Genomic DNA, 16,242 nt, shown 5'->3' on the forward strand with positions numbered 1-16,242 from the left:
TAAACCGTGGAGGGTTTTCAAATGTGACCGGGATAATAATAAAGTCAGCAAAAAACATTGGAGGGATTGTACTTGAAAGAAAAATCTATTATCAAGCGAGGTATTCAGATACTTATACCAGTAGCTCTGGTAGCTCTGGTCTTGTTTTTATCCAGCACCTTCTTTTCATCAGCCTCAGGTGGAGGAGGCGATGTAAACAACAATGGAGACACTCAAGAAAATGCATCCACGACCGGCGTTGGGGCTGCATACACGCCGGACTTGTCCAATGGAGCAAACAACTTTTACAAGAGCAACAAGGTAACCATGAAAAAGGTTGAGTTTAAAAATCTATACAACATGAATGTTGTAGGGAATCTTTATATTCCCAAAGGTTTGAATAAGAACACCAAACATCCCGCAATCATTGTCGGGCATCCTATGGGCGCAGTAAAAGAACAAAGTGCGAATTTGTATGCCCAGAAAATGGCTGAACGGGGATTCGTTACTTTGTCCTTGGATTTGTCTTTCTGGGGAGAGAGTGAGGGTCAGCCGCGCAACGCTGTGTCGCCGGATATCTATGCCGAGGATTTCAGTGCTGCGGTCGATTATCTGGGCACGCAAGACTTTATCGATAGAGAGCGAATTGGTGTTCTTGGTATCTGCGGCAGCGGGAGCTTTGTGATCAGTGCGGCCAAAATCGACCCACGCATGAAGGCCATTGCGACAGTGAGTATGTACAATATGGGCGCGGCCAACCGTAACGCACTGAACCACTCACAGACCCTTGAGCAAAGAAAAGCGATCATCGCAGAGGCGGCGGAGCAACGCTATGTCGAGTTTACAGGCGGTGAAACCAAATATACTAGTGGTACGGTACATGAATTGAATGAAAACACTGGCCCCATCCAGCGTGAGTTTTATGATTTCTACCGTACGCCGAGAGGTGAATATACGCCTGAAGGTTCATCGCCTGAGCTGACAACGCACCCGACGCTAACTAGTAACGTGAAGTTCATGAACTTCTACCCGTTCGAAGATATCGAGACGATTTCTCCGCGTCCGATGCTGTTCATTACGGGTGATCAGGCTCATTCCATCGAATTCAGTCAAGATGCATACAAGCGTGCAGCCGAACCAAAAGAGCTCTACATTGTTCCGGGCGCCGGGCATGTGGATCTGTACGACCGGGTGAATTTAATCCCCTTTGACAAGCTCGAGTCCTTCTTCAAAGAAAATCTGAAGAAAAAATAAGGCTTGTGTTGGAAGATCGTAGAGAGCTTTGCGTGCCAATGGTACTTTGAGTGAAACCCACTGTGTGAATCCCGCTTATCTTGTCGGGATTCACCTTTTTTATCTAATGGAATAAAACCCCTTAGATGGGATTTATTTGTTTTTCGCTACCATAAGCTGAAATTTTTTATGCCTTGCGAACGGAACAAATCAAGCAGGAGAGAAGAGCGACGTGGAAGGTACCAGAATAAAAATAACAATTGGTAATCAGGATTTGGTTGCTGTAAAGGCTTGTCATGAAATTATTCCAAATGCACAAATTGGGTGCATGATTCTTTATATACCTACCTATTCCATAGATTGTAATCCTGAAAATGTATTATACGCGCAACAAGAAGCACGTTTTTTCAATAATTTCTGTGCAGATGTTCAAGTTAGAGGAGAATACCCATCCTTTATTCATCGCCATTTTAGAGAACACAACATTAAATTGGATATTCATGATGGGGATTTAGATTTGATAAAAAAATATACTGTTGACTTTATAAGTTTCAGTTACTATATGTCACGCACGGAAATGAAAGAAAAGAATTCAACTGAAATGATGGAAGGAAATATCGTAAGAGGTGTAAAAAATCCTTTCCTAAAAGGTACAGAATGGGGATGGGAAATTGACCCTATCGGATTAAGGATCACTCTAAACGAGTTCTATGATCTATACCAGAAACCACTTTTTGTTGTGGAAAACGGTTTAGGAGCAAAAGACAAAATAGAAGAAGATGGTTCTATAAATGCTGATTATCGAATGTTACTTCCGAGATCATATCATTCAGATGCGGGAAGCAATAGAGGATGGTGTGGAACTAATGGGTTATACTCCTTGGGGATGTATTGATTTAGTCAGTGCTTCAACAGGGGAAATGTCCAAAAGTTATGGATTTATCTATGTCGATAAACATGATGATGGCAGTGGAACTTTAGACCGTAAACGCAAAAAATCTTTTTATTGGTATAAAGATGTCATCGCTACAAATGGAGATAAATTAGAATAAACGTCAAAATGATTGATTAAAGGAAGTGGAACAATATTTTATGAAGAATTCTAAAAGTTTACTTATATTTATCTTAGCAGTTGGTGTTTTTGGTATTATCAATACCGAAATGGGTGTAATTGGCATACTCCCTGACTTAGCAGATCATTTTGATGTCAGTGTCTCGACAGCTGGTTTAATGGTTAGTCTTTTTGCGCTAGCCATTGCCATTGCTGGACCAACGCTACCATTAGTGTTTTCTCGTATCAATCGAAAAAAAGTAATGTTACTCGTATTGGTTATTTTCATTATTGGTAATATTATTTTCATCTTTACAACCAATTTTACGGTTGCTTTAATAGCACGTGTTATACCAGCCTTCTTCCATCCTGTCTATGTCTCGATAGCTTTATCAGTTGCTGCTGCTTCTGTTAGCGAAAAGGAAGCACCAAAAGCTATCTCTAAAGTATTTATAGGGGTTTCCGCAGGTATGGTCTTAGGTGTTCCAGTGGTAAGCTTTATTGCTAATACGATTTCACTTGAAATAGCGATGTCCTTTTTTGCTGTCGTAAATATTTTTACATTTATAGCGACGTTACTATTTGTACCTTCTATGCCGGTGCAAGAAAGGCTTTCTTACGGTTCTCAGTTAAAGATTTTAACGCATGGAATTACGTGGCTCTCTATTTTGGCAGTTCTCTTCTTAAATGCAGCCATTTTCGGAGTATATAGTTATCTCGCTGAATATTTAGATGTTGTAACGAATATGTCGTCAAATTTAATTAGTACCATGTTACTTGTTTATGGTCTAGCTAATATTATAGGGAATATTATTGCAGGCAGATTACTTACAGACTATCCTATCCGTTCTGTAACCATCTTCCCTATTGTATTAACTGCTGTTTATCTTATTTTTTTCTTTGTAGCTGAACTTACTATACCTACAGCCATTATTATTTTAGTTTGGGGAATATTGGGAGGTATTGGTGCAAATATTAATCAATATTGGATTATGTCTTCCGCTCCCAAAGCTCCAGATTTTGCAAATGGGTTATTTCTAACTTCTGTTAACTTAGGCACAACCTTTGGAGCTGCTATAGCCGGAATCATTATCGCACAATTTGGAACAGAGTATATTTTATTCGTAGGTGTACTTTCACTAGTGTTAGGTTTTATATGTATTTTACTTAGAAATTATATGTATAGATCTAAAACAAATCAACTTGCTAGTTAAGAAAAAACCTAACGGGGGCTTTTCTTCAATAAAGTCTTTGAACGATCTTCCGTAATCAGGCGCATTTCTGAAGTAACGATAAAAGTCCAATTTCTCAATTTTAATGCTGAGAAATTGGACTTTTTATATTTACTTATAGTACAAAATAGCGCTTAAAATAGGTGCAAAATAACACCTAAAATGACAGATTGTTTCCTGATTGAATTATTACTAGTTCCATAAACTACCGTTTTCGGTTCTTTTTACGGAAACTAAATTGGAAGTATATATTAAGATAGAGATGAGATTGTTTATACCCTGGTTAAATCCCCTTTGCCAAGTGGTTATTTTTCTTCTTCCTCATTTATTGACGCTATTTTCATGGGGATGACAATAGATTCCTCTCCCAATAATATCCCACTGGTTCCGCTATACATAAAGCTATTAAGTCATTTAATTCCAGTTAGTAATTTAAAGAAAGCATTTCCAACAGGTATTGGATATAGAGCACTTTTTTCTATTCGAAGCTATTTGTGATTATGTGAAAATAAACTAGGCACGTAACTTAATTTTTTATTGCGAGAGGATTAGGCAACCATTTGAGAGGAATAGGATAACGGTCGCTTTTTCATTTGTTGCATAATAAAAAAGCCTCTACTTTTTCTATAACTATTATTTATTTTGTAAAATGATAACCCAAGTTCTAAACAGAGTTAACTTGATAAATGAAAAATAAGCCAACAGTCCCCAATTAAAGAAAACTTGGCAAAGCCAAGCCTTGGTGCAGGCTGAGCCTTAGCTGCACTTATACTTGGGACTTAAACTTTTTTTCACCGGAGGTCATTCTTCTTGCTGAAAAGTTATACTTTCCTAACGTATAAAATAGTTATTACCTTTGGTGAATTAGTAATTATAACCATAAGAACAGCACGACATCCCAGAATCTTTGACTCTACACGAGTCAATACAAGTACAAAAAATTAGAGGAGGAAAACAATTTGAAAAAACTATTATTTCCGTCCCTTGCATTGGTGATGTCCCTCAATCTTACAGCTTGCAACAGCAACAATGAAACAAATGACATTTCCCAAGAGGAGGCATCGGGTGACACTTCCCAGCAGGAGCCATCTGGGTATGACCGTGAACTTGTCAAATTTCCTGAGAACTACGATAAGGGTGTGAACTACACGACTGTGCATCGAGGAAATGTCAGAGAGGAACTCTACACTAGCCGGGAAGCGATCGAAGCGGTGCAGAACGGGCAACCAATCCCGAGTGGCACAGTAATTACTCTCGAGATATATAGAGATGAAGATCTTGATGAAATCTTCGTGATGGAAAAGCGCACTGGCTGGGGCGACCAGAACCCCCCCGATACCCCGCGTAACGGGGATTGGCTATACCAGGAATTCAATGGCGACAGGTCGTTGGATTACGAGGAAGACATCGGTCGCTGCTTTTCCTGCCACGCGAATCAGGAACGGGATGACTTTGTGAATTCGTTAGATGCCATGAAAGAGTTTGATTTAGGAGAGGTTGCACAATCAAAGAACAGCAGTACAGAAACCCCAATTGCAGCTATCCCTACAGAGCACTGGAAGGTAAGTGAGATATCTGCTCATATGAATGATTCTAAGGATGTAAATAAAGAAGAAAGTAATTTAATAGATGATGAGGAAAAAGCGAAAAAAATTAAGGACGTTCTTTTGAAGATGTATTTACAGCAATATAAAAGCTAATGGATGTGTTGCTATTAAAGGATACTTTCATGTCCACTATGGAAACAAAATCCAGTGATTAATTAAATAGATAGAGGAGAATTCTTTGAATCGAAAGATGTTAATCAGGTTGGTTATTGACCTTTCTATGACAGTTCTGATGTTAGTTGCAATGGCTTACCATATTACCGGAAATACAATCCATGAACTAGTAGGAGTTTTATTGTTTTTGTTGTTTATTGCCCACAATATTTTAAATCGAAGATGGTATAAGACGATTTTTAAGGGCAAGTACAATGTACGACGTATTCTGAGCATAGTGGTTAATCTGCTTTTTCTTGTATCTATGGCTGTAGTGATGATAAGTTCTGTGCCAATTTCCCGTGACATCTTTCCCTTTTTTCCTATAAACAATGACATGATTCTATTACAGATACATGTTATGACTTCATATTGGGGATTTATCTTCATGGCTGTGCATATAGGAATGTCCTGGGGAACAATTTTCAATGCAGTACGAAAGATGACGGGAATTACCAGCACCAGCCGTATCCATACAATTGTGTTGCGTGTCATAGCGGTGTTGATTGTTGTTTATGGTGTGCAGGCTTCTTTCGAGAGAGATATGCTTTACAAGTTAACCATATATAATCCATTTGGTTGGAACTTTGATGAGTCCTCCATGGGCTTTTTAATAGATCATCTATCCATAATGGGAATATATATTAGTGGGACTCATTACGTTCTGAAATTTGTTCAAAAGCGGGATAAAACTAGGCTTACAAGGAGCAGCTAAAAGAAATTGATACAGGTTTAAAAGAGAGGAATATCAAATGAATTATTGGAAAAGGTTTAATAAGGGCAAATTTGCAGAATGAAAAAGTGCATTAATCCAGGATCGGATTAATGCACTTTTTTATCCATATGTCGCCTTCAGACGGTTAATATCTTCTTTTGGTGGTAAACCAAACATACGAGAATATTCACGGCTGAATTGGGATGGGCTTTCGTATCCTACCCGGAATGCAACATCTGCTGCATCTGCTGATTCGGATAATAACAGGCTCCGGGCTTCTTGAAGTCTCAGTTGTTTTTGGAATTGAATTGGGCTCATCGCGGTTATCTCTTTAAAGTGCCGATGGAGTGAAGAGACACTCATATTTGCTATTTCCGCAAGTTCCTCAATCTTAAAAGGCTTTTCATAGTTATTCATGATATGTTCAATCACGTCACTTATTTGATGGGTAGAACTTCCTTCTATTGCTATTTGTTTCAGCATTTCCCCATGTTCTCCTTGTAGAACCCTATAGATGATTTCTTTCACAATTAGAGGAGTAAGTACCGGGATGTCCTCTGGAGTATCTAGCAAACGAACCAATCTTGTTACCGCGTCTAACAAAGATGGCTCTATTTTGCTGACATACATACCTCGTTTAGCATTTTCCTTCTTGTCAGCTCCCATTTGGAATTCACGTAACACCTCTAATATTTCACTCGGTGTAAATTCAAGTTTGAGAGCAAGGTAAGGAACTTCTGAAGATGCTTCCGTGACTTGACCGGTAATTGGCAGGTTAACGGATGCAACAAGGTAATCAGCAGCACCGTACCTGAAGCGCTCCTGTGACAGCAATACCTCCTTCATCCCTTGAACAACAATGCATAAGGAAGGCTTGTGAACTCCGTAATTTGGCCCAGTATCATTAGAATAACGGGAGAAAAATAAAGACGGAATAGCAGTCATTTGAGTACCGTCCCGTCCTGATTGACCCTCTATGATTTTGGAGAGCTCTACTCTTTGTCTATATAATTGTTCAAACATAAAATCCTCCTTTGTTTTCTTCATCCGTGATGGTCTCATTATAAAGCTAATTCACTTTCTGAGTAAATGGTTGCGAGAGGATTATGCAATCATTTGATGCGATTGTGATACCAGTTGTGATTTCATTTGTTGCATAATTAGGATGCTCAAGTTGATGTTTTTCGCGTCTTAAATATACTCCTATAAACCGTTGTGCAGACGCCTTAGATGCCCCATCAGCAGGAAAACGTGTTTATTTATTAATTCAAGGCACGGCACCTGAAGATGCTATCCCTTATATAACAACATTGAAAAAACAGGAGGATTTCATATGCAAAAAGTAATGTTGAACAATGGTGTAGAAATGCCAATACTAGGCTTTGGTGTTTTTCAAATTCAAGATGAAAAAGAATGTGAACAAGCAGTTTATGAAGCGATTATGGCTGGCTATCGTCTGATCGATACAGCCGCCTCTTATCTTAATGAAGAAGTAGTTGGCAGAGCAATCAAGCGGAGCGGTTTATCTAGAGAAGAATTGTTTATTACCACAAAACTCTGGGTTCAGGATACCGGGTATGAGAAGACAAAAAAAGCATTTGAAAAATCGCTGGAAAGACTGCAGTTGGATTATTTGGATTTGTATTTAATTCACCAGCCATTTGGCGATGTATACGGTTCTTGGCGTGCTATGGAGGAATTGTATCGGGAGGGAAAAATCCGGGCGATCGGAGTTAGTAACTTCCAGATGGACCGTCTGATTGATTTTATTATCCATAATGAAGTAACTCCCGCAGTAAACCAGGTTGAAACTCATCCTTTCTGCCAGCAAATAGAAAGTGCTAAATTTATGAAAGAGCACAATGTACAGATAGAGTCATGGGGACCTTTTGCTGAAGGAAGAAATAACATGTTCGGGAATGAGGTTCTAGCATCTATAGCTAATAAGTATAATAAATCTGTTGCTCAGGTGATCTTACGTTGGTTAACACAAAGAGAAGTAGTTGTGGTTCCAAAGTCTGTTCACAAAGAAAGAATAATTGAAAACTTCAACATCTTTGACTTTAAATTAAGTCAAGAAGATATGGAGACGATTGCTATGTTAGATACGAAAGAGAGCTTGTTCTTTTCACATAACGATACTGAAATGGTGAAATCGATCGGTACCCGTAAACTGGATATTTAATGTTCGTTCTTAGACAACAAAACTGGTTGAAATATTATGGAGGTACTATTTCTGAAGGTCTGCGTAAAGAAGAATTTGCTAACAATATTCGCTCAACCATTATTTCACCAGGAACGGTAGATACAGAACTTCATACAACCATTAATGACCCTAAAAATCGCGAGTGGGAAATTTAGACTACTTTAGCCTTTAGCCTGAAAAATTGGTATAATTAGGGTTAAAGAAAGAGGCGAACACTAGTGTCTACAAAAGAATATAAAGTAAAAGTTGGAGAACAAATGGGCTTTCCTCGATACTCTCTGTAAATAAAGAAGACCTCCTGTACTGGTAAAAGGTAGTATAGGAGGCTTTTTATGTTTTTTAAGTGTTCGTTGATAGCGTCGCAAGTGCTGTTGTCAAAGTATTTCAGCAATGGAATCTGTTTATTGTCATTTTTTACAATAGGACAGTGGATAATTTACGCTACTTGCAAACCCCTCAAAATCATCTTAGGCTCCGAACGATTATGAAACCTGAAGATTTAAAGGTCGGAGGTCTGACCATTTGAAAATTTTGTTAGGGGGATTACGTTTGCAGCCCAGAACCGATGATAAATCTAGTAATGATAGAGAAAGAAAAAATAAGTCACATAAAAGAAAGACGGTTTTACAGAGAACGCTTGTCATTTCTTTATTTGTGTTTTTAGTTGCGGTTATGTCGTACGTTAATGTAACGATTAAAGGTGACTACAGCCTTTACTTAGGCTATTACGGTAGCATTATGGTTTTATACTTATTGGGGAAGATGGTTTTATCGTTTTGGTACAAACCCTATGTAAAAGATTCTGTAGGTAACAAAAGGGTTTCGGTCATTATTCCTGCCTATAATGAAAAGCCGGAAGCCATTATTACTACAGTTGAAAGTGTTCTTAATCAAGAATATCCAATACACGAGATTTTCATTGTTGATGATGGAAGTAAAGACTTGAAGGGGTATCATGCAGCTATCGAACTCAAAGAACAATTTGATATGAAACGAGAAGTCGCTGCCTCCACAACAGAGACCCCTCAAAATGACCTTTCAAACGTGGCTACAAAGATTACTGTCCATCGTTTAGAAAAAAACCAGGGAAAAAGACACGCGCAAATTTGGGCATTTGAGAGAGCGACCGGCGATATTCTAGTGACGATTGATTCCGATGTTTATGTATATCCTGATGCTATTCATGAGCTTGTCAAACCATTCAACGACAGCGAAGTGATGGCTACAACAGGTCATGTGAATGCCAAGAACAAGGACGAGAATTTATTTACGAAACTGATCGATATGCGATATGATAACGCCTTTAGAGTTGAGAGATCAGCGCAGTCAGTAACAGGTAATATCTTAGTTTGTAGTGGTTGTTTTAGTGCTTATCGAAAAGAAGTTATTTTAGATAATATCGAGCATTATAGAAATCAAATGTTTTTAGGAGAGCCCGTACAATTTGGTGATGATCGATGCCTGACTAATTATGCAATCTTAAAAGGCAAAACGGTTTATCAATCCACTTCAAAAGTTATTACGGATGTTCCTTCTTCCGTTAAAAAATTCATTAAGCAACAGATTAGATGGAATAAATCATTTTTTAGAGAAAGTTTAGTTGCTTTGAAAATAGGCTTTAAAAAGCCAAGAACACTCGCTTGGGTAGTCTTAGAATTACTACTGTGGTTATTATTCGGATTTGCAATCATTTTCAGCGTGATATTCAAATCTGCAGTGATGGGCTATTTGCTAGGAGTATATTATCTGTTTTATATGGCTATTTCTGCATACGCAAGAAACGTTTATTATATTTTGAGCAGTCCTCTGATGTTTTTGTTAGCTCCGGTTTACGGATTAATACACGTCACATTGCTTTTCCCATTACGTCTATATGCGTTAGCTACGCTTAAGCAAAATGGTTGGGGTACTAGATAAATGGACCATATTAAACAAACGTTTGATTGAAGCTGGTGAAGAACGTTCGCCGAAATGAAATGAAGCTCTCGATACCGATTATTTTTCGGTTTCGGGGTTTTATTTCACGTTAAGAAAGTATAAAAATACTTTCTATAGTATAAGCACAACTACCGCGATCACCTGCGCTAAGGCTTGGTGCTAGCCAAGTTTCCTTTATTGTTTGGGAAACTATAAAATTCTTAAACTGTGGATTACTATGGATGCAAAATGCGCTTCAGCTTGGTATTTGTACATATTAGAGACCTGTCAAAGTCCAATTTAGCGTTAAAAGTAGTAATGACTCTTCTTCAAGAGTAAGAAGGCCATATTTAATGAAAAACAGGCAGATTTGACAGCTGTTCTCAAAAAAATTCATTCGAAAAACCAGGAATTCAGCCGAACTGAGAATAATCCATCTGGAAAACCAGGAATTCGTCCGTACAGAGAATAATTCATCCGAAAAACCAGGAATTCAGCCGTATTGAGAATAATTCATCCGGAAAACCAGGAATTTAGCCGTATCGAGAATAATTTAGCTGGAAAACCTGGAATTAGGCCGTATCGAGAATAATCCAGCTGGGAAACCTAGAATTCAGCCGAACTGAGAATAATCCAGCCGGAAAATCTAGAATTCAGCCAAACTGAGAATAATTCAACTAAAAAGTTCGGGAGACGGGATAATAAGGCACAATATAGTTTTTCGTTTTTCAATGGGGAGATATAAGCACCACAGTAGAAAGTACTGGTAAAAGTCAATATGGAAAGGCTCTACATAACTTAAAGGACCGGTATGATTTGGAGGTAGCAATTTTAAAAGACTAGTAATTTCATTGGACAAGTTAGCATGAGGGGAATATCGAACCTCATGCTTTTTTGTGTTGAACAGTTGTTTATGAAGTGACTGTTGATTATAAGCAAACGGCCCATCTAAATTTCCACAACTTCGCTTTTTTCATAGTACTTCTTATGACTATAAAAGATAACTTACTTTACTTATGAGATGTGTTTGCAATATTCTATATATAAAGATAACTCACTTTATTAACAAGAATAGAATGCGGTTTATCTCAATCTATTTGTTGTTTTTCATTTAAATAATCCCGGTGCTCGACACTATCCGAATAATGCTCTAAATCAAAATGGATGATTTTATTCCTATGTCAAAAAAGAGGTGGTTGTTCCGTTATGAAATTCAGTTATGTTTCCCATCTTCATTGCCCGAAATGTAATCAGAAATACGATGCAAGAGAAAAGCAACAGCTCTGTGAATGTGGCTCCCCGTTATTAGTTGCCTATCATCTTGATGAATTAAAAAAGGAATTTACTCCAGAACTTTTAACTAAGAGGGAAGCGAATCTTTGGAGGTATCATGAAATCCTTCCAGTTGAGCACGAGGAAAATGTCGTCTCGTTGGGAGAAGGGATGACCCCGCTAATCGCCATGCCTCGAATCGGTGAAGACATGTCGATCTCTAACCTTTATATGAAGGATGAAGGAATCATACCGTCAGGTTCCTTTAAAGCTCGCGGGGCAGCGGTTGGCGTATCAAAAGCAAAAGAATTGGGGATTGAAGAGCTAGCCATGCCTACGAACGGAAATGCAGGTGCTTCGTGGGCTCTTTATGCAGCAAGAGCAGGTATCAAATCAAGTATTGTCATGCCTGTAAATGCGCCGAAAATTACCAGAAATGAGTGTGCGGTATCCGGCTCGAATCTTTATTTGGTCAATGGATTGATCAGTGATGCAGGCAAGATTATTGGACAAGCGGTTAATGACTTCTCCCTATATGATGCTTCTACTTTAAAAGAACCGTATCGCATTGAAGGGAAAAAGACGATGGGTTTAGAGATCGCGGAACAATTGAACTGGGAGATGCCTGATGTGATCCTGTACCCGACAGGTGGTGGTGTAGGTTTAATTGGAATCTATAAGGCTTTGACTGAATTGCAATACCTTGGCTGGATTAATGGTCGCCTTCCTAGATTAGTAGCCGTTCAAGCGGCTGGATGTGCACCAATCGTAAAAGCATGGGAAGAAGGAAAAAGCGTTTCAGAATTTTGGCCTGATTCATCGACCATTGCTTTTGGAATCAATGTCCCTAAAGCACTTGGTGATTTCCTTGTGCTTGATGCCATCTATAAAACAGAAGGGTGTGCGATTGCGATTGAGGATCAATCTTTACTGGCTGAGCAACAGAAAATAGCTGCAATAGAAGGCGCATTTATTTGTCCTGAAGGAGCATCTACTTTTGTCGCGGCCCGTCAATTAAGGGAAAAGGGCTGGATTAAGGACGGTGAAAAGGTAATTACATTAAATACTGGAGCCGGTATCAAGTATCCGGATACCGTTCAAGTTGAAGTCCCAATCTTACAGCCAGGAGATCGTATTAGAAAGAATACTAATTCACTTTCCAAAAAATAATTTATGAACGGAGTTGTTAGCTATGTATACACTTATTAAAAACGGAACATTGATTGATGGAAATGGTGGACAACCAATTTTAGATGCTGCAGTTCTATTAAAAGACAATCGAATCGAGGCGGTTGGAAAGATAGATGAAATCAAACAGCCTAATGCTGAGGTAGAGGTTGTTGATGCCCAAAATGGCTTCATACTTCCAGGTTTCATTGACACCCATGTTCATATGATGATGGAGAAAATGAATCTACAAAAAACCCTTACTACTCCGTTTTCCCTCTTGTTCTATAAATCTATTGAATATATGAAACGTACGATAGATGCTGGCGTTACTTCCGTAAGGGATGCTGGATTCACAGATGTTGGTGTTAAAGAAGCTGTAGAACAAGGGCTAATCGTTGGACCACGTATGCAAATTAGTGTTGTTCCCCTCACGATTACGGGTGGACATGGTGACAATTGGATGCGTTCTGGATTCGACTTGACGAGGTTTAGTTACCCTGGGATGCCACACGGTATTTGTGATGGACCGGAACAAGTTCGCCAAAAGGTAAGAGAAGTATTAAGAGCAGGGGCCGACATTATCAAAGTTCACGCAACAGGTGGCGTTACGAGTCCGACTGATCATCCGAAGTATACACAATTCACTCAAGAGGAATTAGAAATTATCGTACAAGAGGCAGCTTTCAGGAATGGGGTAAAGGTGATGGCACATGCGCAAGGATCTGAAGGGGTCAAAAATGCGGTTCGTGCAGGAATTCATTCCATTGAACACGGGATTTATTTAGATGAAGAAGTTATTGAACTTATGCTCAAACATGGTACTTATCTGGTTCCTACGTTGCTTGCTCCTATCTCTGTGTTGGAATCTGCCGAAAACAGTGACGATATGCCGGAACATGCCATCCGAAAATCACGGGAAGTCATTGATATTCACCGTGAGAGTGTTGCTAATGCGTATAAGGCGGGTGTGAAAGTTGCTATGGGAACTGACGCGGGTGTCATGGAACACGGAACCAATCTCCGTGAACTGAATTTAATGTGTAAAATTGGTATGACTCCAATGGAAGCGATTGTTGCAACAACGAAGGTTGCTGCTCAGTGTCTTGGTTGGGAGGATTGTCTGGGCACAGTAGAAGTGGGAAAACTTGCTGACATTGTAATCACCAAAACGGATCCTATTGCGGATATCGGTTCGCTTGAAGACACAACTAATATTGTAACGGTCATTAAAGATGGGAAGATTGAAAAGAATTTATTGAATAAGGAAGAAAGTAAATCATTGGTTGGTATACTAAAACATTAAGAAGCTGACCCAAAACATCTATAAAAGTAGATGTCGGGTCCGCTCCTTCTCTGTTTTACCTGATTATTGATCTGAAACGTAAGAAAACGAACTACAATTATAGAAATGAACTCATCGCCCCCCATCAAAAGGGTAAGGTTTCAATCCGCAATGAATTATCTGCAAAAATGGATGTGCAAACGACAAAAATTTTAAAATATCTACAAAAACCACTAAAGAACTCAACAATTAGTTATTTATCTACACCTTCGAGAAAATGATCTGCAAAAAGGGCTTCCTCCTGCAGTTTATTGCTTTGAAGAAGTCACGTCAAAAGCCTATCACCAAAAAGCAGATCACTCCGAATAAGTGATCTGCTAGTAATTTTTACATTATTCATCTAAGAGGTATCATGTGTTTAGATCGATCGTATTCGAAGTATTCATCCGTTTGTTATGGCGAATATCTGTAATAATTGCATAAACAATCGAAAGAACTGTCAGTAGCAAGAGCACCCCGGAAATTGGTCGAGTAATGAAAAGCGTTAGGTCCGGGTTTGTAGTGATCGCAATTCTTAGGTTTTCCTCTGTAAGTGGCCCTAGGATAACACCGAGTACAAAGGCAGCTAATGAAAAGCTGGCCTGCTTCATCAAGTACCCGACAACACCAAACAGAAGTAATACCCAAATGTCAAAGACGCGGTTGTTAATGGCGAAGCTCCCTAGTGCACATAAAATAATGACGACTGGAATCAGGAAATGCATTGGGACATCATTGATCTTTAGGAAGAATTTGATTCCAAAGGATTGGATGATGAGCATGAAAATCGCCGAAATAAAGAATGCAAGAAAGATGCCGTAAGCGAGCACAGGCTCAGAGACGAAAAAGTACGGACCTGGTTGGATTCCGTGAACTAAAAGTGCACCCATCATCATCACGGTAACGGCACTACCTGGAATTCCTAGTGCAAGTGTTGGGATCAAGGCGCCTCCCTCTGATGAGTTATTAGCGGATTCGGCGGCAATGATTCCATCTTGGGTACCTGTCCCGAATTTTTTCGGATTCCTAGACATCTTTTTTGCAACATCATAGCTTAAAATATTGGCAATACTGGAGCCAGCTCCTGGTAACGCTCCGATAAAGATTCCAACAAAGGATGAGCGGATGACATTTACCCAAGATGAAAGCATATTCTTTAAGGTTTTACTGATCGGGTAGGATAAGCTTACATCTTGATTGAACTCCAATTTTTCCTTTTTTCCTTTTTTCGCTTCAGATAGGAGTTGTGAAAAGGCGAAGACCCCGATCAGGACGGGTAAAAAGGCAAACCCACTTAACATCTCGACAGACCCGAAGGTGAAACGTTCCACACCAAGCATAGGGTCGGTTCCAATCGTTCCGATGAACATACCGAGTAGGCCAGCAAGTAAGCCTTTGATTAGATTTCCTTCACCAAGACTAGCAATGGCACTTAATCCAAAGACCATTAAGCTGAAAAATTCCCAAGCGCCGAACTTGATCGCCCATGTCGATAGGAGTGGAGCGGCTAATACAAGAACGATACCGCCAATGATCGAGCCAATAAAAGAGGACCATAACCCGATGGCTAGAGCTTTTCCGGGTTCTCCCTTTTTTACCATGGGGTAGCCGTCGAAGGTTGTCGCCATAGCAGAGGGTGTTCCAGGAATACCGAGCAAGCAGGCAGAGATAAGCCCACCTGATGCTCCGCCTAACCAGACTCCCATCATTAAGGAGATCCCCTCGAGTGGTCCTAAACCTAAACTAAAAGGAAGGGTTAGCGCAACGGCCATCGTGATGGTGAAACCTGGGATACAACCAAAAATGATACCAGCAATAACACCTACTACCATTAACAGCAAAGTATCCCACTGTAAAATTGCTTGAATACTCATTAGTAAGTTTTCCATTCATCAACCCTCCCTAGAAAAAGATTCCCTTTGGTAAAAAGACGTTCAATACATTTTGAAAAATAAGAGAAAGGACAATGGTGATCACCAGTAAACTAGATAATGAGATCACATGATTTTTAATAGGCCTTTTTTCAGGCAAAATGATTAGATAGACAATCGTAATAAAAATAAAGGAAGAAATAATGAAGCCCAGCAAATCTAGACTAAGGATATAAAGAGCGAGGAGGGCAAAGATGACCCAGACAATACCCTCTTTCTCCTTTTTCTCTTCTTTTTTCTTTTCCTTTTTTAAAAATGATTGAATGATCAATACGACGGCCAGTATGGCAATCAGCACTAAAACAAGACGCGGGAAAAATGCTGCTGTGATCTCGGTCAGATCCTTGATATCAATGAGCTTCGATTGGTAATAAAAGAATAAGCAAAATACGAGGAGCACTACTCCTGCAATACGATCCTTCGTCATACACAGCCCTCCATTTCGTTTTATTTTC

11 protein-coding genes and 2 pseudogenes are annotated in these 16,242 nt (G+C 39.3%); 10 read left to right on the top strand and 3 right to left on the bottom strand.

Annotated elements, in window-relative coordinates; translation table 11 throughout:
- Positions 1 to 72: 72 nt before the first annotated feature.
- The 5 genes and pseudogenes from NON16_RS04680 (at position 73) to NON16_RS04700 (ending at position 5,970) form a co-directional block, all read left to right on the top strand.
- Positions 73 to 1,233, top strand: a complete 1,161-nt coding sequence (locus NON16_RS04680; RefSeq protein WP_257347440.1) for an alpha/beta hydrolase — start codon at positions 73 to 75, stop codon at positions 1,231 to 1,233.
- 256 nt (positions 1,234 to 1,489) lie between these two features.
- Positions 1,490 to 2,264 (top strand): annotated as a pseudogene (locus NON16_RS04685) (family 1 glycosylhydrolase); the annotation flags it as partial.
- 40 nt (positions 2,265 to 2,304) lie between these two features.
- Positions 2,305 to 3,477, top strand: coding sequence for an MFS transporter (locus NON16_RS04690; protein WP_257347441.1), 1,173 nt, complete (start codon positions 2,305 to 2,307; stop codon positions 3,475 to 3,477).
- Between the two features lie 977 nt (positions 3,478 to 4,454).
- Positions 4,455 to 5,195, top strand: a complete 741-nt coding sequence (locus tag NON16_RS04695; RefSeq protein ID WP_257347442.1) for a cytochrome P460 family protein — start codon at positions 4,455 to 4,457, stop codon at positions 5,193 to 5,195.
- An 85-nt stretch (positions 5,196 to 5,280) separates the two neighbouring features.
- Positions 5,281 to 5,970, top strand: a complete 690-nt coding sequence (locus NON16_RS04700) for a DUF4405 domain-containing protein (protein WP_257347443.1) — start codon at positions 5,281 to 5,283, stop codon at positions 5,968 to 5,970.
- A gap of 120 nt (positions 5,971 to 6,090) precedes the next feature.
- Here the strand turns inward: NON16_RS04700 and NON16_RS04705 are convergent, their stop codons facing one another.
- Positions 6,091 to 6,993 (bottom strand): AraC family transcriptional regulator, encoded by a 903-nt coding sequence (locus NON16_RS04705; protein WP_257347444.1) that lies wholly within the window; start codon positions 6,991 to 6,993, stop codon positions 6,091 to 6,093.
- Positions 6,994 to 7,303: 310 nt separating this feature from the next.
- Between NON16_RS04705 and NON16_RS04710 the strand changes: the two genes are divergently transcribed.
- The 5 genes and pseudogenes from NON16_RS04710 to NON16_RS04730 all read left to right on the top strand — a co-directional run bounded on the left by NON16_RS04710 (position 7,304) and on the right by NON16_RS04730 (position 13,838).
- On the top strand, positions 7,304 to 8,155 hold the full coding sequence (locus tag NON16_RS04710) for an aldo/keto reductase (RefSeq protein ID WP_257347445.1): 852 nt from the start codon (positions 7,304 to 7,306) through the stop codon (positions 8,153 to 8,155).
- A 47-nt stretch (positions 8,156 to 8,202) separates the two neighbouring features.
- A pseudogene (locus tag NON16_RS04715) lies at positions 8,203 to 8,319 on the top strand (oxidoreductase); the annotation flags it as partial.
- 379 nt (positions 8,320 to 8,698) lie between these two features.
- Positions 8,699 to 10,093, top strand: a complete 1,395-nt coding sequence (locus tag NON16_RS04720; RefSeq protein WP_308216585.1) for a glycosyltransferase family 2 protein — start codon at positions 8,699 to 8,701, stop codon at positions 10,091 to 10,093.
- Between the two features lie 1,206 nt (positions 10,094 to 11,299).
- Entirely contained in the window at positions 11,300 to 12,535 is a 1,236-nt protein-coding gene (locus NON16_RS04725; protein ID WP_257347446.1) for a threonine synthase, read from the top strand.
- A 22-nt stretch (positions 12,536 to 12,557) separates the two neighbouring features.
- Positions 12,558 to 13,838: a metal-dependent hydrolase family protein gene (locus NON16_RS04730; protein ID WP_257347447.1), complete on the top strand. Its 1,281-nt coding sequence runs from the start codon at positions 12,558 to 12,560 to the stop codon at positions 13,836 to 13,838.
- A gap of 389 nt (positions 13,839 to 14,227) precedes the next feature.
- On the opposite strand, the gene NON16_RS04735 is transcribed toward NON16_RS04730, so the two are convergent.
- Together NON16_RS04735 and NON16_RS04740 are read right to left on the bottom strand one after the other, a co-directional pair.
- A complete protein-coding gene (locus NON16_RS04735; RefSeq protein WP_257347448.1) occupies positions 14,228 to 15,745 on the bottom strand; it encodes a tripartite tricarboxylate transporter permease in 1,518 nt (505 codons plus the stop codon).
- 13 nt (positions 15,746 to 15,758) lie between these two features.
- Positions 15,759 to 16,214, bottom strand: coding sequence for a tripartite tricarboxylate transporter TctB family protein (locus NON16_RS04740; protein WP_257347449.1), 456 nt, complete (start codon positions 16,212 to 16,214; stop codon positions 15,759 to 15,761).
- Between the last annotated feature and the right edge of the window lie 28 nt (positions 16,215 to 16,242).

Origin of the sequence: Pseudalkalibacillus decolorationis (genome assembly GCF_024609785.1) — a bacterium.
Lineage (GTDB): Bacteria > Bacillota > Bacilli > Bacillales > Fictibacillaceae > Pseudalkalibacillus > Pseudalkalibacillus decolorationis.